This is a genomic window from Stenotrophomonas sp. YAU14A_MKIMI4_1 (assembly GCF_003086855.1).
In the GTDB taxonomy this organism is placed as follows: domain Bacteria; phylum Pseudomonadota; class Gammaproteobacteria; order Xanthomonadales; family Xanthomonadaceae; genus Stenotrophomonas.
Window position 1 is genome coordinate 3453058 of sequence record NZ_CP025998.1, and the last position, 22403, is coordinate 3475460.

Here is a 22403-nt window from a genome sequence, read left to right on the forward strand (position 1 = left end):
GAACCTTCTCTTTGACCTATCGGCCAATGAGGCCGCGTGAACAATCCTACTATGCTCAGCCGAAAGTCCGTTCATCATGCCCCCATGCATGTGAAGAAGTGTCCCCAGTGATAACAGGGACTTCGTCATCGATACCGTAGGAGCAACTCGAACCTGCGCAGCGGCCAGTAAGCGCGCCGCATGCACCAGACGGCCATGCAATTGAGGCGCCCCAATCAGTAGATTACTCAGCCTGACAGGTAGCCGGACGGTACTTGGCAGCGATGGAACCGCCGCAGGTCCACCCCACCTGACCATTAGCACCCTTGGTACCGGTCAGCACAATGGTACCCGTTGGGGTCGAACCACCCAGATTCCGAGCGGTAGCGGTGATCGTAGCGGTCGTACCAGAAGCGGCGTAGACGACGCTGCTGACGTACTTGGAAGTCTGAGTCTTGATGGAAACGGCAGCAGGCATATTAGCGGTGGTATCCGCAGCCGCCGCTTCCGAAACAGTGGTACGAGCCGAGGAAGCTGCCAGCACAACTTCAGACACACGCGACTTGACCAAATAGTCTTGGTAAGCCGGCAGCGCGATGGCGGCCAGGATGGCAATGATCGCAACAACGATCATCAACTCGATAAGGGTGAAGCCGTTCTGCTTGTTCATCGTCATAAATCGCCACGGGCTCGAGCGCGATGCAGAACCAAACTCAATGAGACAGTTATAGCTCAGCTAGCCTACATCGGCGCCATGAATCGATTTCGGGCGTGAGCACTACCTTTGTCGGACAGAAGACTCCCGACAATTCAGCCCCCCCTCTTCACCGCATATCCCACAAACACATTCCGGCACTGCCAGAAGAAAAAATGCCCCGCAACTGAGCGGGGCATTCTTGTCTCAAAGCTACGGATTGCGTTAGCGGCAATCGGTCGGCACGGCAGCCTTGTTGGCGATGGTGGTGCTGCAAGCCCACTGCAGCTGACCGGAGGTACCGACAGCGGTCGGGGTCAGCACAATGTCGCCAGTGGCGTTGGGTACGGTCGAGACAGCCGTCACGACACCGGTACCGTCAGCGACAGTGATGCCCGACACGTACTTGGTGGCACCCGGGAAGGTGTACCCGCTGTTCGCAGCCGTCACATTGGAGAGGCCGCCGGTAGCCGATGCGGTCTCTGCAACCGCCAGCTTTGCCGGAGCAGCCATGACGATGACTTCCGAAACCTTGGCGCGAGCGGTGTAATCCTGGTAAGCCGGCAGAGCGATGGCGGCCAGGATGGCAATGATCGCAACAACGATCATCAGTTCGATAAGGGTGAAGCCCTTCTGGTTCTTCATAGTCGTACATCCCCAAGATAGTGGTGGTTGATATCAGTGCCCAGGAGCGATCCGACCGGTGGCCGGGTGAGCGGGTCCTGCGCCCTGCGGGTCGATCAACGCAGGTTGCGTGCCAACCCCGGCACGCCTCCCCCTGAATTTCCCCGGGGCCAATGATGGCAGCTATTTCGCGGATGGGAACCCCCCCGTGAGAATTCTGCGACGGAGGCGGCAATGTGACGCAGTGCGTCACCTTTGGCCGGTGTCCGACACGAAATCACACTTGGGCCGGAACTCCGGCTGCCCAGATGCCCCCGAACCCGTTACCATCGCCCCATTGATACCCGCCTGGGGATGGCGGGTCTTTGGGGAGCCAATATGTCTGTCAGTCGCAGTGCGATGAAGAAAGAACCCGTGGCGCGTAGCTCCATGGAATTGCAGCCTTTTGTCTGGCAGGGGACAGACAAGCGCGGCGTAAAGATGAAGGGCGAGCAGCTGGCGAAGAACGCCAACCTGCTGCGTGCCGAGCTGCGCCGACAGGGCATCAATCCGGGGCAGGTGAAGGCCAAGCCCAAGCCGCTCTTCGGCGCCGCCGGCAAGCCCGTCGGACCTAAGGACATCGCGTTCTTCAGTCGTCAGATGGCGACCATGATGAAGTCCGGTGTGCCCATTGTCTCGGCGTTGGAGATCATCGGCAGCGGGCACAAGAACCCGCGCATGAAGAAGATGGTGGACGGCATCCGCGCCGACATCGAAGGCGGCTCGTCTCTTTACGAGGCCGTAAGCAAGCATCCGGTGCAGTTCGATGAGCTTTACCGCAACTTGGTTCGCGCTGGCGAAGGCGCTGGCGTACTTGAGACCGTTTTGGACACCGTTGCGACCTACAAAGAGAACATCGAATCACTTAAGGGCAAGATCAAAAAAGCCTTGTTCTACCCGGCAATGGTAGTTGTGGTTGCCTTGCTGGTCAGTTCGATCATGTTGGTGTTCGTGGTCCCTCAGTTCGAAGAAGTGTTCAAGGGCTTCGGCGCAGACCTTCCTGCATTCACCATGATGATCGTCAGCCTGTCACGATTCATGGTGTCTTGGTGGTGGTTGATGGCTATTGTTCTGATCGGCGGCGTTGTCGGCTTTGTCATGGCGTACAAGCGATCGCCAAAAATGCAGCACACCATGGATCGGCTCATTCTGAAGGTGCCGGTGATTGGTCAGATCATGAACAACAGCGCCATCGCACGATTTGCCCGCACCACTGCCGTCACCTTCAAAGCCGGCGTACCGCTGGTGGAGGCACTGGGCATCGTCGCCGGCGCAACCGGCAACAAGGTCTACGAAGAAGCCGTGCTGCGCATGCGGGACGACGTGTCGGTCGGCTATCCGGTCAACATGGCCATGAAGCAGCAGAACCTGTTCCCGCACATGGTCATCCAGATGACCGGCATCGGCGAAGAGGCCGGCGCACTGGATGCCATGCTGTTCAAGGTTGCAGAGTATTATGAGCAGGAAGTCAACAATGCCGTGGATGCCCTGAGCAGCCTGCTGGAACCGATGATCATGGTCTTCATCGGTGTCGTCGTAGGCGGCATGGTCATCGGCATGTACCTGCCCATCTTCAAGCTGGGCGCCGTCGTCGGATAAGAACAACTATGGCATTTCTCGACCAGCATCCCGGCCTCGGCTACCCCGCCGCGGCCGGTCTGGGGCTGCTGCTGGGCAGTTTCCTGAACGTCGTCATCCTTCGCCTGCCCAAGCGGCTGGAATGGCAGTGGAAGCGCGATGCGCGCGAGGTTCTGGAAGAACCGGACTACTACGAACCGGCCCCGCCGGGCATCGTGGTGGAGCCCTCGCACTGCCCGCACTGCAAGCATAAGCTGTCCTGGTACGAAAACATCCCCCTGTTCAGCTGGCTGATCCAGGGCGGCAAGTGCCGCCACTGCAAGGCCCCCATTTCCATCCAGTACCCGCTGGTGGAAGCGCTGACCGCGGTGATGGTGCTGGCCTGCGTCTGGCAGTTCGGCTTCGGCTGGCAGGGCTTCGGCGCCATTGTGCTGACCTGCTTCCTGATTGCCCTCTCGGGCATCGACCTGCGCACCCAGCTGCTACCGGACCAGTTGACCCTGCCGCTGATGTGGCTGGGCCTGATAGGCAGCATCGACAACCTGTACATGCCCGCCAAGCCCGCCCTGCTGGGCGCGCTGCTGGGCTACCTGTCGCTGTGGTCGGTGTGGTGGCTGTTCAAGCAGCTGACCGGCAAGGAAGGCATGGGCCACGGCGATTTCAAGCTGTTGGCCGCCCTGGGCGCCTGGTGCGGCATGAAGGGCGTGTTGCCCATCATCCTGATGTCCTCGGTGCTGGGTGCCATCATCGGCTCCATCTGGCTGTACAGCCGGGGCCGTGACAAGGCGACCCCCATCCCGTTCGGCCCCTACCTGGCGCTGGCCGGCTGGCTGTTCTTCATGTGGGGCGAGCCGCTGCTGAACCAGTACCTGGTCATGAGCGGGCTGCGCTGACGGCACCGCCATGAGCCGCTACGTGGTGGGCCTGACCGGCGGCATTGCCGCCGGCAAGAGCGAAGTGACCCGGCGCTTCGAGGCGCTGGGGATCGTGGTGGCCGACGCCGATCTGGCCGCCCGCGCCGTGGTCGCCCCCGGCGCACCCGCCCTGGCCCGCATTGCCGAACGCTTCGGCGCCGACATGCTGCTGGCCGACGGCACCCTGGACCGGGCGCGGTTGCGCGCCCACATCTTCGCCGACCCGGCCGAACGCACGGCACTGGAAGCCATCACCCATCCGGCCATCCGCCGGCTGATGCAGCAGCAGTGCGAGCAGGCGCCCAGCCCCTATGCGATTGCCGCCATTCCCCTGCTGACCGAAGTGGGCGGGCGCACGGCCTACCCGTGGCTGGACCGCGTGCTGGTGGTGGACGCCCCCGAGGCCGTGCAGCATGCCCGGCTGATGCAGCGCGACGGCATTGATGCCGCCCTGGCCGACCAGATGATTGCCGCCCAGGCCAGTCGCGCACAGCGGTTGGCGCTGGCCGATGACGTGGTGGTCAATGAGGGGCACCCGGATGACCTGCAGGCGCAGGTGGAAGCGCTGCATGAGCGGTACCTGCAGCTAGCACGCTGAGCCCGCGTAGAGTCGAGCTTGCTCGACTGAGTAGTCTGTCCGCGGGCACGGGACGACCCAACAATCCAAAATTATCCCAACTGTCCCATCCGGCCAGTGCGAAATCATGCTGCGCATTCAAATCGTGCACCAGACCGAACCCCAACGAATCCAGCGGTGCGCACATACCCACTCAAAACGCATGGCATGAACTCTGCTTGGCGGGCCGCTGCAGATTGGAGGCCTAGCGCATCGATGCCGGAAGGCTGATGGCACAGCCCGCTGACTGCGAACAGGGCCGCCGCTTGTTCGCCAGCATCCGGGACGATGCCAATCATTGGTCACGCCACGCGCGCAGCCGCAATGCCGTCCGGCTTGAACGGACCAGGGTCGCTATGAAAGAACATCAACCTCTGCTGGCGGGGCATCGGGATGTCGCATATTCCCCGCCCTTTGCGCCTCAGGCACCTCTGCAATTGCAAACACGCCTGAGCCACCGATACCGCCGAAAGCCTTGCATACCAATGCATCTACCTGTTTACGCAATTTGCAACGATTCTGAAAATGTTGAATGCAGTGACGGCATCGGCCCTACTGACTTGGCATCGCGTACGACCGGGCGTATTCCTTTCGATGCCACCGTGCATTGGTGGCCGGGATTCGAAACCCCGGTTGTACGATTGATGTTTGCGCTTGCCAGTCGGCACCACCTTCGCGTGGTGTCGGCTGGCAATCCGTCTGCCGGCTATGGCGGGCGGTGCGTGGGGGCCTTGCGCCCGCCGGTTTAATCGTACGCCGGGTTTCGAACCACGCATCGTCCGCCACCTTTATCGGTGGCGGCTTCTGCCTGCACGCAAGGAGCCCGTCATGACCGCACCCTATTCCCCTGCCCCGAATTCCATCCAGGAACCGCCGGCAGACGATCCCGCGCCAGATCCCAACACGCTCACCCAGTTGCTGCGCAGCATTGGTGCCGGTGCCGCCGCCGACGGCCAGCCCTGGCCGGAACGCCACCCGCTACGCAGCCGACAGATTGCACTGGCCGATGCCGATTGCGCACTGGCTGGCCAGCGCGTGGTGCAGGAACTGCTGCTGGCCGCCGAGCGCGCCCGCCAGAATGGAGACCCTGACCAGGACGTGGGCGACCGCGTGATGGAAGGCCTGGCCATGGCCTGTCTCGCCCTCAACGTCTTCGTCCAGGAACGCGTACGGCCGCTCGGCGCGGGATCGTGAGTGAGGTCGTTCCTGGCATCTGGCCTGATGGTCATCGGTGCGCTGACCGCTATTGCCTTGTTGCCCTGGCCGCAGAGCGCAGCCGAAGAGACGTGGGTCTACCCGAAGATGGGATTCGTGGAATTCGAGAAGCTCTATGGCAGTGCGCACGGATTTGTTTCCGAGCGCCGAGCAACGGGCTTCACGATCTACCCGGCGGATGCCGTTGCGCCCTCTTTCCAGGTGCGTTGCAAAGGCTTTCCCGTGCTGAGGGTGGAGCGCACAAAACCGACGGTCGCGCTTCGTCTGCCGGCGGACGCCCTGCAGCGTGCGCCGGAAACTGAGGCGCTGTATCTGGATCTGCAGCAGTTGATGGCCTTCAACCAGATTGAGGGCGTCAGCATTCCCGATGGGCGGGCCCGCCCGTGGTGGCGGGCCGGGCCTGCGGTGCCGAAGGATGAGCGGTGTGCGGTGCCATCTGGCGGCCGGCTGATGGACTGGTACGGTGCCGTGCGCACGACGTTGTGGGCGTTGGTGGAGCGGGATCGGTTTTGGTGATGGGGTATCGGGGGGCGGTCGAACAAGCTCGAATTTTTCTGCCTATCGGTTACTAGGACATCGTTGAGCCGCCATGCGGGCCGCTTGCTCAAGTTCAGAATCCACGTCCGCTTTCCCCTTCAACGCGGCACTCTTGAGCCATGCGTATGCCTCGCTTGATGACGCACAGTCCTGCTTGTCCCTCAACATGAAGAACAAGTTGTACTGTGCAATCGGGTGCCCCAGCGCTGCGGCATAGACAAGCCACATGCGGGAGCTACCAGCCGTGCCTTTTCCCTCAAAATGGCGTGAGATTCGAAACGCGGCCTCAGCGTCGCCCGCATCTGCGCGACTAGTCAACGCAAGCAGCTGCTCATCATCAAGCACAGCGCCACTATCCGTAGCGATCGAGCCGTCAAGGTCAACTACCGGCCATTCCGGCTGAGGGGGCACCTGCGCATCGACAAACCCTGCACCCATCAGACATAGGAGAAGACCAGTCTTCTTGAACATCGTCATTTGACCCCACCCTCTTTCATGAAATTCACCCACTCTCCAGGATTGCTCTTATCCTTCTTTCCTTCAGATGTTTTTCCGTAGTTCCCTTGATCCGGATACAATGGATCGTTCTTTGCCCAGGTGTACTCGGTAGGCGCTTGGATGGTCATACCCAGCGCTTTGGATAGCTGCTGGGCGGGGATCGGCCCACCATCGATCGACTTACCCGTTCGACAGGAATAGAGCCTGATATACAGATACTTTGAAAGATCGGCATCGCGTCGAATTGATTGCGCCAGTTCATCAACAGACATACCGTTACCATCCGGCCCTATGAATTTCTCCCCATTGTGGTGAATGCTGATGGTAAGCATATCCGGGGGAGACGGAATCATTTTGTTACCCAGATATGAATCTGGATTATCATAAGGTGGGATATAGTTGAGGTCGGTGAGCCCCAGTGGGTCGACCCGCCTCGCCGGAGAAGCACCAGCATACCCGTAGGTGGAGATACCCCCCATCAACCCAATCGGGTCACTTTGCGAGTACCGCCCCACCGCCGGGTCATACTCCCGCTGGTAGTTGTAGAACATCCCACTCGCATCCGTCGCCTGCTGCCCCGGGAAGCGCAGCGCCAGTTCGAACGCCACACCATCACCGTCCGGGTCGGCACTCGGGATCTGGTTCCCAAACACTTCGCTCTTGTTGCTCCACTCCCAGATCGCCACATCACGCACTGGGTCGATCACCACACGCGGTGTGCCCAGGTGATCGGGCTGGATGTAGGCCAGCTCCGGCACGCCCGCAGCGGGCGCGTTGATCAGTGCTACGGGATAGTTGTCCAGCCAGATGGCCTGCTGCTGCGCGTCACCACTGGCGCTGTAGTTGCCCAGCCATTGCCCTGCCTCGTCGTACAAGGTGATCTGCGCAGTGCCGCCCGTCGGGGTGCGCAGCACGCGTTCACCACGATGGTTGTAGGCATAGCTTTCCAGCACTGCGCTGCCCTGCTTCACCGCATTCATGCGGTTGGCGTCGTTGTAGGTGAACGCCTTGCTGCCAATGCTGGTGGTATTGCCCGCCGCATCATGGCCGCGGGCTTCGCCGTCCACCGCGGTCAAGCGATGGCTGCTGGCGGGATAGGTGTAGTTGGCCACACCGGCCGCGGTGGTCAATGCGGTGCGGTTGCCAGTGGCATCGTACCCGTAGGTCTCAATCGGCGTGCCCGTCGTACCGTCCTGGGTCTGGGTCAGGCGACCCAGCGTGTCGTAGGCATACGTGGCCAACACGGTTGAGCCCGCACCATTCTTCAATTCGGTGATTGAGCCCACCGGGTCATAGCCGTAGCTCAGCGACAGGCCGCCGGCGGCCGGGTCGTGTACTGCCTGCGGGCGGTAATCCAGATCCAGCGGACGCTGCAGTTGGCGGCCATTGCCATAGCTCCATCCCGTCGCGGGGCCGAAGGCGGCATAGGTCACGTTGTCGACCACCACCTGCCGCGCCTGCCCCGGGCGGGTCAGGCCAACTTGGCTGATGCGCCCCAAGGGATCGCGTACATAGTCGGCCACAGTGCCATCGGGATAGGTCAGCGCGGTCAGGCGGCCCGCCTTGCTGTACGCATAGCGCAAGGTGCTGGCCACACCGTTGATCGTCTGCACCTTGCGGGTGATCTGGCCGAAGCGGTCGTGGCAGTACTGGGTGCTGCCATTGGCGTGCAGCACCTGGCCCAGGCGCCCCTTGGCGAAGCGCTCATCGGCGGCACAGGCGGCCGGCGCCACATCGTAGCTGTAGCCGATTTCCAGATTCGGATCTGGGTACGCAACACCGATCAGGCGGTTGAGCGCGTCGTAGCTGTAGGTGGCCGTAACGCCACGCGCATCGGTGCGGGTCTTGCGATTGCCCGCCGCATCCACGGTGAAGCTGCTGGTGCCGCTGTCGGGGCTGACCTGGCCGGTCAGGTCGCCGAATCCATTGTAGGCATAGGTAGTGTGCAACCCCTTGGGGTCGGTCACTTGGGTAACCTGATCCAGCGCGTTGTACTGGCTGCGGATCTCTGCCGCCACGCCGCCCACATCCTGCAGGGTCTGGGCCAGCCGGTTCAGCGGATCGTGCTGCTGGCTGGTCACACGCTGCAGCGCATCGGTCACCGTCTGCGGGTTGCCGTTGGCGTCGTAGGTGAAGCCGGTGGCATGGTTGCCCGCATCTTTCAGCGCGGTCAACTGGCCTAGGATGTTGTAGGTCCGCGCCAGCGTGCGCCGCAGGGTGCCGCCCGCATCGACGGTGTCCTCGTTGAGGCGGTTGCCGGCATCGTCCAGCGTGTAGTGGATGGTGTTCCCGGCACTGTCTGCGATATCGGTCAGGCGCTGGGCCGCGTCGTACACGTAGGTGACGCTGCTGCCGTCAGGCTCGGTGACCTGCTGCACCTGGCCAGTGGGCCAGTAGCTGATCTGGGTCGAGCGGTCGTCAGCCGTGGTCGCGCCGCGCACCGTGATCGATGTCGGCCAACCGCGCGGGTGGTAGCTGTAATCGGTGACCACGCCATTGGCGTCGCGCACCGACAGAGGCCGACCAAACGCGTCGTAGGACAGCACCTCAACGCCCTGCCCGAGAGCGTTGGTGATACTACGGAGATCCCCTTTGCGGAAAGCACAGGCTCCATTTGTTGCGCACCCGGCATCGTCGGCGTGATACCAAGCATAAGTAACGGTGTCTGCCACATCGGTCCGTGGACCATCGATGCTTCTTGGGAGCCCCAACTCGGGGCAGTATCCGGCGCCAACATCAGCTTCTTCGCAATAGGCGAACGACTGTCGGCGCTCATCACCCGAAACCGGATCGACGGCACGTTGCGTCAGAACCTGCCCCCGCGAGTTGTAAGTCCAGCGGAAGATCGAGACCACCTGACCCTGCCCACTCACGACGCGACGTTCCAGTGGCAGGTTTAGAGTCGGGTGCCAATCGGTCCGCTCACTGCGATGCTCTGCTGTGCCCACAGCCTCATCCGCAGAAACTCGCTGAGCACCGGAATAAGAGAACTTCTCCACAAATCCACGACGATTGATCCGCTGAACCAAGCGCCCAAGCCCATCATGCTGTGTCGATTCGCCGCCTTGCGAATTCTGGATAAGAAGAGGCGAACGATAGAACCCACTATCAAACTGATAGGAGACCACCTCTCCGTCGGCGGTCTTCACCAGTACACTCTGATCGCCTTGGTACGAAAGGTACGTCCCTTGAACTTTGCCACTATCGCCATGCAGCTCGCTCGATATCACCCGATTCCATAGGTCGTAGCCGAAACTGGCGTAGCGCCTACCATCCTCACTGGTAATTCCAGTAAGGAGAAAATCACTGAGGTTCGCTGCCAGCCCGACTTCCCCATAGTGATAGCGCTTGACGCCCCCAGTGCCATAGTCAACAGCCAACAGGTTTCCCAGATCATTCTGGATGTAGTTGATTCTCTGGCCGTCGGGTAGCTCAACTGACTCAAGGCGGCCATTCTTGTAATGGAAGTGCACCGAACGACCAGAGCGATCAATGAGCGCAGCGATGCGGTGCAAACTCGCAAAGCCCGGAATCGACTCATTCTTGACGACAACATCCCTGGCAGGATCCATTACATCCTGCACCCTTACCAGTCGGCCTTCGCCATCATAGCTCCGCACCTCGCCATTCCCATTTCGAAGGACGTAGAGCGAGTCGGAAACCTTTTCCAGCGTACTGGTTGACATTCCAACACTGAAGAAGCCGCCGCCGACATCAGTTAGCTTGGCGTAGTAGCCTTCATCAGAAATGATGTATCCGTACGCGAACTCTAGAAGCGAGCTATACGAATAGCTCCAGCCAAGAGGGAATTCGCGCCCGAGGCTGAATTGGCGCAAGGAATGGTAATAGCGATTGAATGGACGCCCGGCGAACTCGAAATCAGGCTCAATGCGAGATTTATCTCCATTATCCGGGTGGCAAGGATATGGATTGGCTGGGCAGGAAAACGTCTGAGTTATCTTCTTGACGAAAACATGAGGCATAGAGCGGGCCGGCACACATACTCGACTCATGTCCGGCGTAGCCGTATCTTCGCCACTAAAGCCCGCGGGACATGCGTAGGACTGAAACTTTGCCAGCGAAACGGCTCTAGGGGAGGGCGGCTCATTACCCCATCCCGTGCAGTACAAATCCCACGCAAATTCCTTGTACGTCGGCGGAACGAAATGGACCATTCCATAGGACCCGAGATAGCTTGGAAAGTGCCAGATCGGCGACGAACTGTACTCACCAACCACACGGATGTTGCTGTACGTACATTGCGCAGTGTCGACCAAGTTCTTTGCCTTGTACTGATCGATCATCAAAGACTCGTCCAGACACAGCAACGGATTATTTGGATCCCCGACAGCAACTTTTCCAGAACAATAATCACTGGAATTCTGCAAACCGGCAATTCTGTATACGGCAGGAAAAAGCTCGCTTGGCGGCTGATTTTCCACGAAGTAATCGATCCTCAGAGAATCAGACCCAGCGCCATAGGGGCGGGTACGCCCCTGACGGAGCAGCCCCTGATACTCGGGGTATTCCTGATTCAGCGCCTGCTCGGCCTCATGGAGACTCTTGAAACAGCCACCAGTGGAAGGGCAGTAGTTTTCCGCAGTTGGAGGAAGGCTTGGCGGCAAATCGGCCGCGCTACTGGCGACAGGAGCGAGAAAGATACATACGAAGAGAAGTGCCCACTTCGAGGCACGAATTATTTCTGCGGCGCCCACCATTTCCCCCGAGCTTATTGAGTTCAAGCCAAGGGGCTGTCACGAGAGCACTTCCATCCTTGGATGTTCGAAAGGCTATTTGGGTCCTGAACCTTCTGCAACCTTCGCGTATCGGAAAGCGGGCCGACCTCACGAAATGCGCAGCCTCGCGAGGAGTACGCCCCCTCCCCTAGCCGCATTCCCCCATTCCCGCACGGCGTAGCTGGCACTGGCACTCGGCGGGGTCAGAGCCCTTTCCTGCGGAAAGGGATCCGACCCCTTCGGGTGCCCTGCCCTTCAGCCCAGTTGGCGGCGGGCGTACTGGGCCAGTTCGCGGGCGGCCAGCAGCAGACCTTCCACCACGTCGGGCGGCAGCTGTTGGCCGGCGCTGCCTTGCACGCGGGCGGCTTCGGCGGCGTGCAGCATCTGGATCAGGGCGTTCAGGCCGGCCAGGGTGCGGCTCAGGCTGGCCAGGGTGACGGCCTGGGCCGGCGTCAGGCCGGTGGCCTTCTGCGGCTGGCCTTCGGCGGTGTCGCGGCCATCCATGCGGGCCAGCAGGTTCGGCAGCAGGTCGGTGGGTTCAGAGAGGACGTCTTCAATGCGTTCGGCAATCTCGGCCGGAAGCTGGTCGATGGAATCGCCAACCAGGCGATGCAGGTTGGGATAGGCGGTGCGCTGTGACATGGCGATGCTCCTCCGCAGACGGCGGGGCCACCTGCGGATGCAAGGTGGCGGACGGTGCGGGTTGGCGTACCGGATCACAACAATCAACGAAACACTCCGGCGGATTCCAATGAATCCCCACGCACCGTCCGCCAGAAGCAGGCACACGGTGCATATTCCATGATGGCCAGCGGCACATCAGAGGTTTGTTGATTGTTGGGTAGATTTCAGGACGCCAATCCCGGCCAAGGCACCTGCCCCGGCCGGGCCATCAGGCCATCGCCCGCCTCGGCAATCACGAGGCAAAAGCGCCACCGCCCCTACGCCGCAGCCCATTCGTGCCGCCACGCACAGCCGCTGCGCGATATCGATCACATCACAACGGTGTCAGGGCCGCAGAGAACGACGCAACGTCACCCACGCACACGCCAGTCACGACACATCGCGCGCAGCACCAGCGCCGACCAAGGTCGGCGCCCACCGGGTTTCCGTGTGCCCGATTACAGCGGCTTCGGCGAGAACGTCAGCGTGGCGATCACGCCGCGCTGGCCGCCCGGCCGCACGCTCACCTGCCAGCCGTACAGATCGCACAGGCGGCTGACGATCGACAGGCCAATACCACCGCCCTGCGAATGGCCGGCATGCGTGCCGCGATAACCGCGCTGGAACAGCTTGGCGGCATCTTCTTCGCTCAAGCCGGGACCGCTGTCGGTTACCGACACCGCATTGCCGCCCACGTGCACGCGCACGTCGCCATCCTGCGAATACTTCACCGCATTGCCGATCAGGTTGCCCAGCGCCACCGACAGCGCGGCCTCGGGCGCGTCGATCACCAGATCGCGCTCACCTTCCAGCACCAGCTCCAGCGGCTTGCCGCCCAGCTGTGCGCGGTGTGCATCCAGCAGCTGCTCGGCCACGCGGGCCACGTTGCTGGTGCCCTGCCCGCGCTCGTTGCGCGACAGCAGCAGCAGAGCGCCAATCAGGTCGCTGCACTGCTGTTCGGCACGCTGGATGCGCTGCAGACGCTGCAGCACCTTGTCGTCCAGGCCCGGGCGGGTCAGCAGCAGTTCGGTGGCGCCGCGAATCACGGCCAGCGGCGTGCGCAGCTCGTGGCTCACGTCGGCGTTGAACTCGCGGTCGCGCTGCACCACTTCGGTCAGCCGCGATGAATAGTCGTCCAGCGCCTGCGCCAGCTGCCCCACTTCGTCATCGGGGAAGCGCGGCGCCAGCGGCTCGGGGTCGCTGCTGCCACCGCGATAGGCGCGCAGGCGTGCGGCCAGGTCGGACACCGGCTTCATCACCTTCGAGGCCGACCACCAGCCCAGCACCAGCGACAGCAGGCTGAACACCAGCACCGACAACACCAGCGCGCGGCTGAGCTGCTGCCCACCGCGCACGCTGTCGGTCATGTCATAAGCCAGGAAGAACCAGGCGTCGTCGGCCTTGCGCACCGCAAGTTTGTAGGCGTACGGCTGTCCCTGCTCGTCGGTGCCGCTCAGGTTGTAGTTGCCGTTGGGCAGCGCGGCCCAATCCGGCTGGTTCTCGCGCACCCGGTCGAACTTGTCGCGCGAGTACGCATACGCCTTGATCTGCTGCACCGGCACTTCCGGGTTGCGCCCGGGGTGTTCGTAGAAGCGCCGCGCGTACTCGTTGATGTTGCGGTTCATCACGTCTTCCACCAGCTGGTTTTCCACGCGGATGCGGGCCCAGTTGGTGGCGAACGCGAACAGGGTTGTCAGGCAGAAGCCCAACAACACGAATGACACGATGATGCGGCTGCGCAGGCGCCGCCGATAAGGCGTGCGCCGACGCTCCCCTTTCGCCGCCACCGAATCAGGCTTCCGGTGTGGCGATGCGGTATCCGATGCCATGGCGGGTCTGGATCAGCGGCACTTCAAACGGCTTGTCCACCACTGCACGCAGGCCGTGGATGTGCACGCGCAGCGAATCGGAATCGGGCAGCTCTTCGCCCCACACGCGGGTTTCCAGTTCTTGGCGGGTCACCACGGCCGGGGCCGCTTCCATCAGTGCCTGCAGGATCTTCAGGGCGGTCGGGTTGAGCTGCAGCAGCTTGCCCTGGCGGCGCACTTCCAGCGTGTCCAGGTTGTATTCCAGATCGCCGGTTTCCAGCACGCGGGTCTGCACGCCCTTGCCGCGGCGCGACAGCGCGTTCAAGCGCACTTCCACTTCCTGCAGCGCGAACGGCTTGATCAGGTAGTCGTCGGCGCCCGAATCGAAGCCGGCCAGCTTGTTGTCCAGCGAATCGCGGGCGGTGAGCATGAGCACCGGGGTCTGCTTGCGCGCTTCATTGCGAAGCTTGCGGCAGACCTCGATGCCATCCATGCCGGGCAGGTTGAGATCCAGCACGATCGCGTCGAACTCATGCACCACGGCCAGGTGCAGCCCGGTCACACCGTCGGCGGCGAAATCGACGGTGTGGCCACGGTCTTCCAGGTAGTCCCCCAGATTGGCCGCGATGTCACTGTTGTCTTCGATTACCAGAATTCTCACTGTAGCCTCTTGAATGTTTGGTGTTTTAGCGTTCCGGCAACGGTCGGTTGCGCTGGATGTCGTTCATTTCGCGCTGGCTGTCGCGGCGCAATGCGCGGCGCTGGGCCACGGTCATGCACTGCGAGGTCACCATGTTGCTGCCCACCGCACGGGTGCGCTTGCAGATCATGCGACTATCATCCTTGGCGCGGGTCAAGACCGTGTTGACGATCTCCTGGTCGTTGAAGACAGAGACCTGCTGGCCACTGGAAAGTTCAGCGCCGCCGCTGCGGTCAATGGCCGCCTGGATGCGGGTCAGCGCATCGCTCACCTTGGCCCGCTCGCCGGCAGAAATCTCGGAATAGAGTTCACCCTTGGCCAGATCGGCGCGGATGGTGGAAATCTGGGTGTTGACCAGATCGGCCGGGCGGCTGACATCCAGCGGGCCGGCCGTGCCACTGCTTGCCGCAGCGCTGGCGGAGGCCAGGACGAACAGGACAGCACATGCAACCTTACGCATCACATTCCCCTCCTTAGGTGTGCCGGTAGTGGCCAAGGCATGTTCAGCCAAGACCCCGCCGTGCGCAAGTTGCTGCGCGGCAAGAAAAAAGCCCAGACGGCGCTGCGCCGCCTGGGCTTGAAGTGTCATCCCGATTACCGATCCTGCTGAGAGGCAGAGCTGCGGTGAAATGGAGACTACGCCCCGGCCGATTAAAGCGGTGTTAAACCCGCCCCTGCCAGCTGAACGAAAGCATATATCATTGAATATCAAGGCTTTTTAAGCTTTTCCACGTGCACGATGATGCGCTCGGCCACGTCCACGCCGCAGGCTGCCTCGATGCCCTCCAGGCCCGGGGTCGAGTTCACTTCCAGCACCAGCGGCCCGCGCTGGGAGCGGATCAGGTCCACCCCGCAGACCGACAGGCCCAGCGCCTTGGCCGAGCGCACGGCCACCTGCTGCTCGGCGCGGCTGGCCTTGGCCGCCTGGGCGGTGCCGCCGGCGTGCAGGTTGGAACGGAAGTCGCCCTCGGCAGCTTGGCGCTGCATGGACGCCACCACCTGGTCGCCCACCACGAAGCAGCGCAGGTCGGCGCCCTTGGCCTCGCCAATGAATTCCTGCATGAGGAAGTTGGCGTACAGGCCGCGCAGGGCCTCGACGATGCCGCGCGAGGCACTGGCCTTTTCGGTCAGGATCACGCCCCGCCCCTGGGTGCCTTCGTTGAGCTTCACCACATGCGGGGCCGGGCCCAGCATGGACAGCAGGTCCACGGTGTCGTCGGGGTTGTCGCCGAACACGGTGACCGGCATGTCGATGCCCTTGGCCGCCAGCAACTGGTGCGCGCGCAGTTTGTCGCGCGAGCGCAGGATCGCGTCTGACGGGTTGGGCGTGCGCGCGCCCATCAGTTCGAACTGGCGCAGTACGGCGGTGCCGTAGCGGGTGATGGAGGCGCCGATGCGCGGAATGACCGCATCCACGCCGGTCATCGGCCGGCCCTTGTAATGCATCGAAAAGCCATCGGCGGCAATGCGCATGTAGCAGCGCAGCGGGTCCAGCACGCGCACGGTGTGCCCGCGCGCGCGCGCGGCCTCGACCAGCCGACGGGTGGAGTACAGGGAACTGTTGCGGGACAGGATGGCGAGCTTCATCGCGGGGGCATCGGGCGGCAGGCGCGCAGCATAGCGCGGGCGTGTGGCGGCGGGATGATGCTGGTGTGGGTGCGCGGCCGACGACGGCACGGCGCATGACACAAACAAAAAACCCCGGCAGTGGCAGGGCCACAACCGGGGTTGGAATGCTGGAGCGGGCGATGGGAATCGAACCCACGTCAGTAGCTTGGGAAGCTACAGCTCTACCATTGAGCTACGCCCGCATTGCAGGGGGGAATCTTATGCGCAGCGGCCGGTATTGCGCAATGGTGGCTGCCGCGATGGGGTCAGAGCCGTTTCCGGGCGCCGACCCCGGCGCAATGGGGTCAGATCCCTTTCCGCCAGGAAAGGGCTCTGACCCCGCGTTGCATCAGAAGCTGCCGCTGAAGCTGGCAAACAGCGTGGCGTCCATTGCACGCTTCTGCAGCGTGGTGGCGCTGATGCCCACGTTGCTCTGCAGGCCGAACAGTTCCATGCGCGCGCCCAGGATGGCGGTGGCATAGTTCTTGTCGAAGTCCATGCCCGGCACACGGTACATGCCCACGTCCGGCAGGCTCTGCACCCAGGCGCTGGCCTGCTTGGTGTCTTCGAACTCGTGGTCGTAGGTCAGCTGCGCGTACGGCTTGACGGCACCGCCGTCGAAGCGGGCCTGCCAGCCGATACGGCCCACGGTGGAATCGACATCCTGCTGGCCGTAGCCCAAGCCAGTGGCCAGGGTGTTGGCGGTGGCGCTTTCGGTGTAACCGTCGATCTTCACCTTCTGCCAGATGACCGAAGCGATCGGGCCATGGCGGAAGCCGCCTTCGGTGCCGAATTCGTAGCCGGCGTTCAGCGCCGCGGTCAGGTTGCTGCCGTCCGGCGAGCCGCCGTGTTCGCGGGTGGCCGGGCCCAGCTGCACCTTGCGGTTCACGTCGTAGGACAACCAGGTGTAGCTGACCTGGCCGTTCACCCACACGCGCTCGCCGTACCAGCCAGCGAACAGACCGGCGGTGGTGTCCTTCTGGGTGAAGTCGCCACGGTTGTTGCCGAAGTCGGCGTCCATGCGGCCGAAGCCGGCGAAGCCGCCCACCACCATGCCGTCAAGCGCCCAGTCGATACCGGCCAGACCGGCCGGAGCCATGCCGTCGTAAACGTCGGCGTGGTCGTAGCGCTGCATGTCACCACGCAGGCCGCCCCACCACGACAGGCCATCAGCCGGACGACCGCTCTGGTGCAGGCTGACCTGGTCGGCGCGCGAACGGCCGATGGTCTGCGCCGAGTGGGTCAGCACCTGCTGCAGGCGCGGGCCTTCCAGGATGGAGATGGCGTACTGGCCCAGCATCTGGTGCGCCGCGCTGGTCGGGTGCACGTCATCGGCGAACAGGTAGGTGCTGGCTGCGTCCGGGCGCGCGTAGGCCAGCGGGCTGCAGCTCAGCGACGACGGCACGGTGCAGGCGCGGCCGGTGACGTTGCTGAAACCGTACATGCCCGGGTTGGCGATGATTTCGTGCAGCAGGGTGTAGGTATCGAGCGGGATGAAGTCGATGCCGGCCTGCTTCAGGCCGCCGTACAGGGCGCTGTTGTAGGCATTGGACAGGGCCGTGCCCTGGGCACGCGCAGCGGCGCCGCGGTCGATGAACCCCGGGGTGATGCCCACGTCGGGCAGGTTCGGCACCATCACGTACTCGGCGCCGGCCTGCTTCAGCGAGGCCACGATGCCGATCTGGTCGGTCACCGCCGCGCCGATGACGGCTGGGGCCTGGGTCGGGGTGGTGATGGCGAACAGATCGTTGGCGCCGCCCCACACGGTATAGAGCGAATTCGGGTCGGCCTTGCCGCCGTTGGCCGCCAGGTAGTTGGCGGTCTGGGTCTTCAGCGACGGCACCGGCACGTTGCCGAAGGCCGGCTGGGTCAGGTCGGTGCCCACGCGGGCGCCGCCCACCGCGTAGTTGTCGCCGCTCTGGCCCAGACCATTCGGGGTGGCATTGGTGCCGTAGTAATCGGCCACGAACTGCGCCCACACCCAACCCGGGTTGGTGGTGAACTGGCCCGCCACCGGGCGCGCGTCGGCCGGCAGCAGCGGACGGTAGTAGCCGCTGTCGGTCAGGCTGTCACCGAAGAAGACGGTGCTGTTGAATGCGGATTCGCCTGCCATGGCCGGCAGCGCGGCCAGCGCGATCGCGGCCGCCATGAGGGAGCGGATCGGGCGTTTGCTGAGCAGCATGTAAAAACTCCTGGGGGAAGATGTTGGGGACCCGGCACACGTACGCCGGCGCACGGTGAATGGTTTCACCGTACCGCCGATTGCTCACGCTGCGCCGCCGCATGAATTGTCGCCCGGACCACCCCGGAACAACTGTGCCGGAGGTGGCGTTGCGCTGGATTTGCAACGGTTCCGATCCAACCTGGCCATAAGCGACAATGCCGGGCATGAACATCCAGCTCAACGGCGAACCCCGCACCCTGCCCGCCCCGGCCACCGTCCACGATCTGCTTGCCGCCGAGCAGCTGCTGCAGCGCCGGGTGGCGGTGGAAGTAAACGGCCAGATCGTCAGCCGCAGCCGCCACGGCGAACACGCCCTGGCCGAAGGCGACGTGGTGGAGATCGTGCACGCTCTGGGCGGTGGTTGAGGCCAAGGGGTCGGATCCCTTCGCACCGCGAAGGGCTCTGACCCCACGCATCGCGCCACGGGTCAGAGCCCTTTGCCGCAGGCAAAGGGATCCGACCCTGCTCCCGGCGTGACCCCATCTTCAGGCGGATAGGCGATAATCGCGGCATGAACGTTCATGTCTCCCCCGATTCGCTGGTGATCGCCGGCAAGACCTACGGCTCGCGGCTGCTCACCGGCACCGGCAAGTTCAAGGATCTGCAGGAAACCCGCCTGGCCACCGAGGCCGCTGGCGCCCAGATCGTCACCGTGGCCATCCGCCGTACCAACATCGGCCAGAACCCCGGTGAACCGAACCTGCTGGACGTGCTGCCGCCGGACCGCTTCACCATCCTGCCCAACACCGCCGGCTGCTACACCGCCGAAGACGCCGTGCGCACCTGCCGCCTGGCGCGCGAGCTGCTGGACGGCCACAACCTGACCAAACTGGAAGTGCTGGGCGACCAGAAGACCCTGTACCCGGACGTGGTGCAGACCCTGAAGGCGGCCGAGCAGCTGGTGAAGGATGGCTTCGAGGTGATGGTCTATACCTCCGACGACCCGATCCTGGCCAAGCGCCTGGAAGAGATCGGCTGCGCGGCGGTGATGCCGCTGGCCGCGCCGATCGGCTCAGGCCTGGGCATCCAGAACAAGTACAACCTGCTGCAGATCATCGAAGACGCCAAGGTGCCGATCATCGTTGACGCCGGCGTGGGCACCGCCTCTGATGCGGCCATTGCCATGGAACTGGGCTGCGACGGCGTGCTGATGAACACCGCCATTGCCGGTGCGCGCAACCCGGTGCTGATGGCCAGCGCCATGCGCAAGGCCGTGGAAGCTGGCCGCGAGGCCTTCCTGGCCGGGCGCATTCCGCGCAAGCGCTATGCCAGTGCGTCTTCGCCGGTGGAAGGGGTGATCGGCTGATGACCAATCCCTTCGACAGTGCCGGTTCCAAGGCCCCGCCCAAGCCCTTCACGGTGAGCGAAGGCCGCCGCGAGGTGCGCAGCTTCGTGCTGCGCCAGGGCCGCTTCACCCCCGCCCAGCAGCGCGCGTTCGACGAACGCTGGCCGCGCTTCGGCATCGACTACAACGGCCAGCCGCGCGACCTGGACGCCACCTTCGGCCGCCCGGCGCACAAGGTGCTGGAAATCGGCTTCGGCAACGGTGCGGCCATGCGCTTCGCCGCCCAGCACGATCCGTCGCGCGATTACATCGGCATTGAAGTGCACGCCCCCGGTGTGGGCCGCCTGCTGAACGCGCTGGCCGATGACAACGCCGACCACGTGCGCCTGTACCACCACGACGCGGTGGAAGTGCTGCAGAACGAGATTGCCGACGGTGCGCTGGACGAAGTGCGCATCTACTTCCCCGACCCGTGGCACAAGAAGCGCCACAACAAGCGCCGCCTGCTGCAGCCGGCGTTCGCCGAGCTGATCGTGCGCAAGCTGCGCCCCGGTGGCCGCCTGCACTGCGCCACCGACTGGGAAGACTACGCCGAGCAGATGTGGGACGTTCTGGACGCCACCGCCGGGCTGGTGAACCGTGCCGGCCCGCGTGGCAGCGTGCCGCGACCGGACTGGCGCCCGCAGACCCATTTCGAGACCCGCGGCCAGAAGCTGGGCCACGGCGTCTGGGATCTGCTGTACGACCGCACCTGACCGCCCACCGAGGAACCTGCGCCCCACATGGATACCGCGCTGACGCTGACCAACGACATGAAGCTCGTGCTCGGGCTGGTTGGTTTCACGATGGCGATGTTCCTGTTCGAGCGCATCCGCGCCGACGTGGTGGCGCTGGTGGTGCTGGTGGTGCTGGGCGTGACCGGCCTGATCGCCCCTGAAGAAATCTTCGGGGGCTTTTCCGGTAACGCGGTGATGAGCATCATCGCCACCACCATCCTGGGCGCGGGCCTGGACCGCACCGGCGCACTGAACCGGCTGGCGGCGTGGCTGCTGCGGCGCGGCCACGGTGTGGAGCAGCGGCTGTTGATGATGACCACCGCCATTGCCGGCTTGAACTCCTCGTTCATGCAGAACCCCTCGGTGATGGCCCTGTACCTGCCGGTGGCCTCACGTCTGGCCGCGCGCACCGGGCTGACCCTGCAGCGCCTGCTGCTGCCCATTTCCGCGGCGATCGTGATGGGCGGCGCGCTGACCATGGTCGGCAATTCGCCGCTGATCCTGCTGAACGATCTGCTGGCCTCGGCCAACAACAACCTGCCGTCCGGCCTGGCCACCATCGAGCCGCTGCGCATGTTCGCGCCGCTGCCGATCGGCGTGGCCCTGCTGGTCGCGTCGTTGCTGTACTTCCGCTATTACGGCGACCGCAAGCTGATCGAGGAAGAGAACCTGGTGAACGACGGGGTGACCCCGGCGCGCACCGAAAGCTACTTCGCCAAGACCTATGGCATTGAAGGCGATGTCTTCGAACTGGTGGTGACCGCCGAGAGCCCGCTGGTGGGCATGACCCTGGGCGAGGCCGAGAACCTGCACGACGCGCCGCTTTTGCTGGCGCTGAAGACCGGCAATGACACCCGCCTGGCGCCGCCGGCGGAAATGCGCATCTGGGTGGGCAGCGTGCTGGGCGCGATGGGCCCGCGCGAGCAGATCAGCGATTTCGCGCAGAACCAGTTCCTGCGCATGTCCTCGCGGCTGAAGCACCTGGGCGACCTGTTCAACCCCAGCCGCGCCGGTATTTCCGAGGCGGTGGTGCCGCCCACCTCCAACGTGATCGGCAAAAGCGCGGCCGATCTGCGCCTGCGCAAGGAACGCGGCATCAGCCTGCTGGCGATCAACCGCGACAAGCAGGTGATCCGCGAGGACGTGCGCGATGTGCAGTTGCGTGCCGGCGACATGCTGGTCTTCCACAGCATCTGGACCGACCTGGCGCAGGCCGCGCGCAGCCGCGACTTCGTGGTGGTGACCGACTACCCCACCGGCGAACAGCGCCCGCACAAGTTCAAGATCGCCATGGCGATCTTCGCGCTGACCATCCTGATCGCGCTGACCAGCAAGCTGCCGGTGGCACTGACCCTGATGACCGGCGTGGCCGGCATGCTGCTGACCGGCGTGCTGCGCATGGACGAGGCCTATGCCTCGATCAACTGGAAGACGGTGTTCATGATGGCTGGGCTGATTCCGCTCGGCTGGGCGATGGATTCCAGTGGTGCGGCCGCGTGGGTGGCCGGGCACACCATCGACAAGCTGCCCACCGGCATTCCGCTGTGGGTGCTGGAAGTGGCACTGGCACTGCTGACGACCGCGTTCTCGCTGGTGATCAGCCATGTGGGCGCGACCATCGTGATGGTGCCCATTGCGGTGAACCTGGCACTGGCAGCGGGTGGCAACCCGACCGCGTTCGCGCTGATCGTGGCGCTGTCGGCGTCCAACAACCTGATGACCGCGTCCAACCCGGTCATTTCGATGATCACCGGTCCGGCCAACTACACCCCGCGCGAAATGTGGCGCGTGGGCGGACCGCTGTCACTGATCTACACCTGTGTAGTGGTGCTGATGATCAACCTGATGTTTTGAAGGGGCGCGCATCCACGCATGGCGTGGATCTACTTGATGGGTCCACTGAGGGCCA

The 22403-nt window shown here is 63.5% G+C and carries 19 protein-coding genes and 1 tRNA gene; 9 read left to right on the forward strand and 11 right to left on the reverse strand.

Annotated elements, in window-relative coordinates:
• Nucleotides 1–223 precede the first annotated feature (223 nt).
• On the reverse strand, nt 224–649 hold the full coding sequence (locus C1931_RS15730; RefSeq protein ID WP_108757787.1) for a pilin: 426 nt from the start codon (nt 647–649) through the stop codon (nt 224–226).
• 249 nt (nt 650–898) lie between these two features.
• A complete protein-coding gene (locus C1931_RS15735) occupies nt 899–1318 on the reverse strand; it encodes a pilin (protein WP_108757008.1) in 420 nt (139 codons plus the stop codon).
• A 357-nt stretch (nt 1319–1675) separates the two neighbouring features.
• On the opposite strand from C1931_RS15735, the gene C1931_RS15740 reads away from it, so the two are divergent.
• The 5 genes from C1931_RS15740 (at nt 1676) to C1931_RS15765 (ending at nt 6175) form a co-directional block, all read left to right on the forward strand.
• A complete protein-coding gene (locus C1931_RS15740) occupies nt 1676–2935 on the forward strand; it encodes a type II secretion system F family protein (protein ID WP_108757009.1) in 1260 nt (419 codons plus the stop codon).
• A gap of 8 nt (nt 2936–2943) precedes the next feature.
• Nucleotides 2944–3807: an A24 family peptidase gene (locus C1931_RS15745; protein WP_108753966.1), complete on the forward strand. Its 864-nt coding sequence runs from the start codon at nt 2944–2946 to the stop codon at nt 3805–3807.
• A gap of 10 nt (nt 3808–3817) precedes the next feature.
• The gene (gene coaE / locus C1931_RS15750; RefSeq protein WP_108757010.1) at nt 3818–4426 is read left to right on the forward strand and encodes a dephospho-CoA kinase; all 609 of its coding nucleotides are present in this window, start codon (nt 3818–3820) and stop codon (nt 4424–4426) included.
• An 846-nt stretch (nt 4427–5272) separates the two neighbouring features.
• Nucleotides 5273–5638 (forward strand): hypothetical protein, encoded by a 366-nt coding sequence (locus C1931_RS15760; RefSeq protein ID WP_108757012.1) that lies wholly within the window; start codon nt 5273–5275, stop codon nt 5636–5638.
• Nucleotides 5639–6175, forward strand: coding sequence for a hypothetical protein (locus C1931_RS15765; RefSeq protein WP_108772151.1), 537 nt, complete (start codon nt 5639–5641; stop codon nt 6173–6175). It abuts the gene before it with no gap.
• Between the two features lie 42 nt (nt 6176–6217).
• On the opposite strand, the gene C1931_RS15770 is transcribed toward C1931_RS15765, so the two are convergent.
• The 9 genes from C1931_RS15770 to C1931_RS15810 all read right to left on the reverse strand — a co-directional run bounded on the left by C1931_RS15770 (nt 6218) and on the right by C1931_RS15810 (nt 18391).
• A complete protein-coding gene (locus C1931_RS15770) occupies nt 6218–6673 on the reverse strand; it encodes a hypothetical protein (protein WP_108757014.1) in 456 nt (151 codons plus the stop codon).
• The gene (locus C1931_RS15775) at nt 6670–11412 is read right to left on the reverse strand and encodes an RHS repeat-associated core domain-containing protein (protein ID WP_234412836.1); all 4743 of its coding nucleotides are present in this window, start codon (nt 11410–11412) and stop codon (nt 6670–6672) included. The genes C1931_RS15770 and C1931_RS15775 overlap by 4 nt, the downstream gene beginning before the upstream one ends.
• Before the next feature lie 273 nt (nt 11413–11685).
• A complete protein-coding gene (locus tag C1931_RS15780) occupies nt 11686–12072 on the reverse strand; it encodes a hypothetical protein (protein WP_108753968.1) in 387 nt (128 codons plus the stop codon).
• A gap of 479 nt (nt 12073–12551) precedes the next feature.
• Nucleotides 12552–13922 carry a HAMP domain-containing sensor histidine kinase gene (locus C1931_RS15785; protein WP_108750905.1) on the reverse strand — a complete coding sequence of 457 codons (1371 nt, stop codon included), beginning with the start codon at nt 13920–13922 and terminating at the stop codon, nt 12552–12554.
• Nucleotides 13885–14562 carry a response regulator transcription factor gene (locus C1931_RS15790; protein ID WP_005410804.1) on the reverse strand — a complete coding sequence of 226 codons (678 nt, stop codon included), beginning with the start codon at nt 14560–14562 and terminating at the stop codon, nt 13885–13887. Before C1931_RS15790 ends, C1931_RS15785 begins: the two co-directional genes overlap by 38 nt.
• A 25-nt stretch (nt 14563–14587) precedes the next feature.
• Nucleotides 14588–15061 (reverse strand): hypothetical protein, encoded by a 474-nt coding sequence (locus tag C1931_RS15795; RefSeq protein WP_108757015.1) that lies wholly within the window; start codon nt 15059–15061, stop codon nt 14588–14590.
• A 248-nt stretch (nt 15062–15309) separates the two neighbouring features.
• Nucleotides 15310–16188 (reverse strand): 30S ribosomal protein S6--L-glutamate ligase, encoded by an 879-nt coding sequence (gene rimK / locus C1931_RS15800; RefSeq protein WP_108757016.1) that lies wholly within the window; start codon nt 16186–16188, stop codon nt 15310–15312.
• A gap of 150 nt (nt 16189–16338) precedes the next feature.
• Nucleotides 16339–16412, reverse strand: a tRNA-Gly gene (locus C1931_RS15805).
• Between the two features lie 146 nt (nt 16413–16558).
• Complete coding sequence (locus C1931_RS15810; RefSeq protein WP_108757017.1) at nt 16559–18391, reverse strand: autotransporter domain-containing protein; 1833 nt, start codon at nt 18389–18391, stop codon at nt 16559–16561.
• Nucleotides 18392–18597: 206 nt separating this feature from the next.
• Here C1931_RS15810 and thiS point away from each other — a divergent pair, with 206 nt between their 5' ends.
• The 4 genes from thiS (at nt 18598) to C1931_RS15830 (ending at nt 22348) form a co-directional block, all read left to right on the forward strand.
• Entirely contained in the window at nt 18598–18798 is a 201-nt protein-coding gene (gene thiS / locus C1931_RS15815; RefSeq protein WP_108753977.1) for a sulfur carrier protein ThiS, read from the forward strand.
• A 146-nt stretch (nt 18799–18944) separates the two neighbouring features.
• A complete protein-coding gene (locus C1931_RS15820; RefSeq protein ID WP_108750910.1) occupies nt 18945–19739 on the forward strand; it encodes a thiazole synthase in 795 nt (264 codons plus the stop codon).
• Entirely contained in the window at nt 19739–20473 is a 735-nt protein-coding gene (gene trmB, locus C1931_RS15825; protein WP_006387461.1) for a tRNA (guanosine(46)-N7)-methyltransferase TrmB, read from the forward strand. Before C1931_RS15820 ends, trmB begins: the two co-directional genes overlap by 1 nt.
• A 27-nt stretch (nt 20474–20500) precedes the next feature.
• The gene (locus tag C1931_RS15830; protein ID WP_108757018.1) at nt 20501–22348 is read left to right on the forward strand and encodes an SLC13 family permease; all 1848 of its coding nucleotides are present in this window, start codon (nt 20501–20503) and stop codon (nt 22346–22348) included.
• Nucleotides 22349–22403 lie beyond the last annotated feature (55 nt).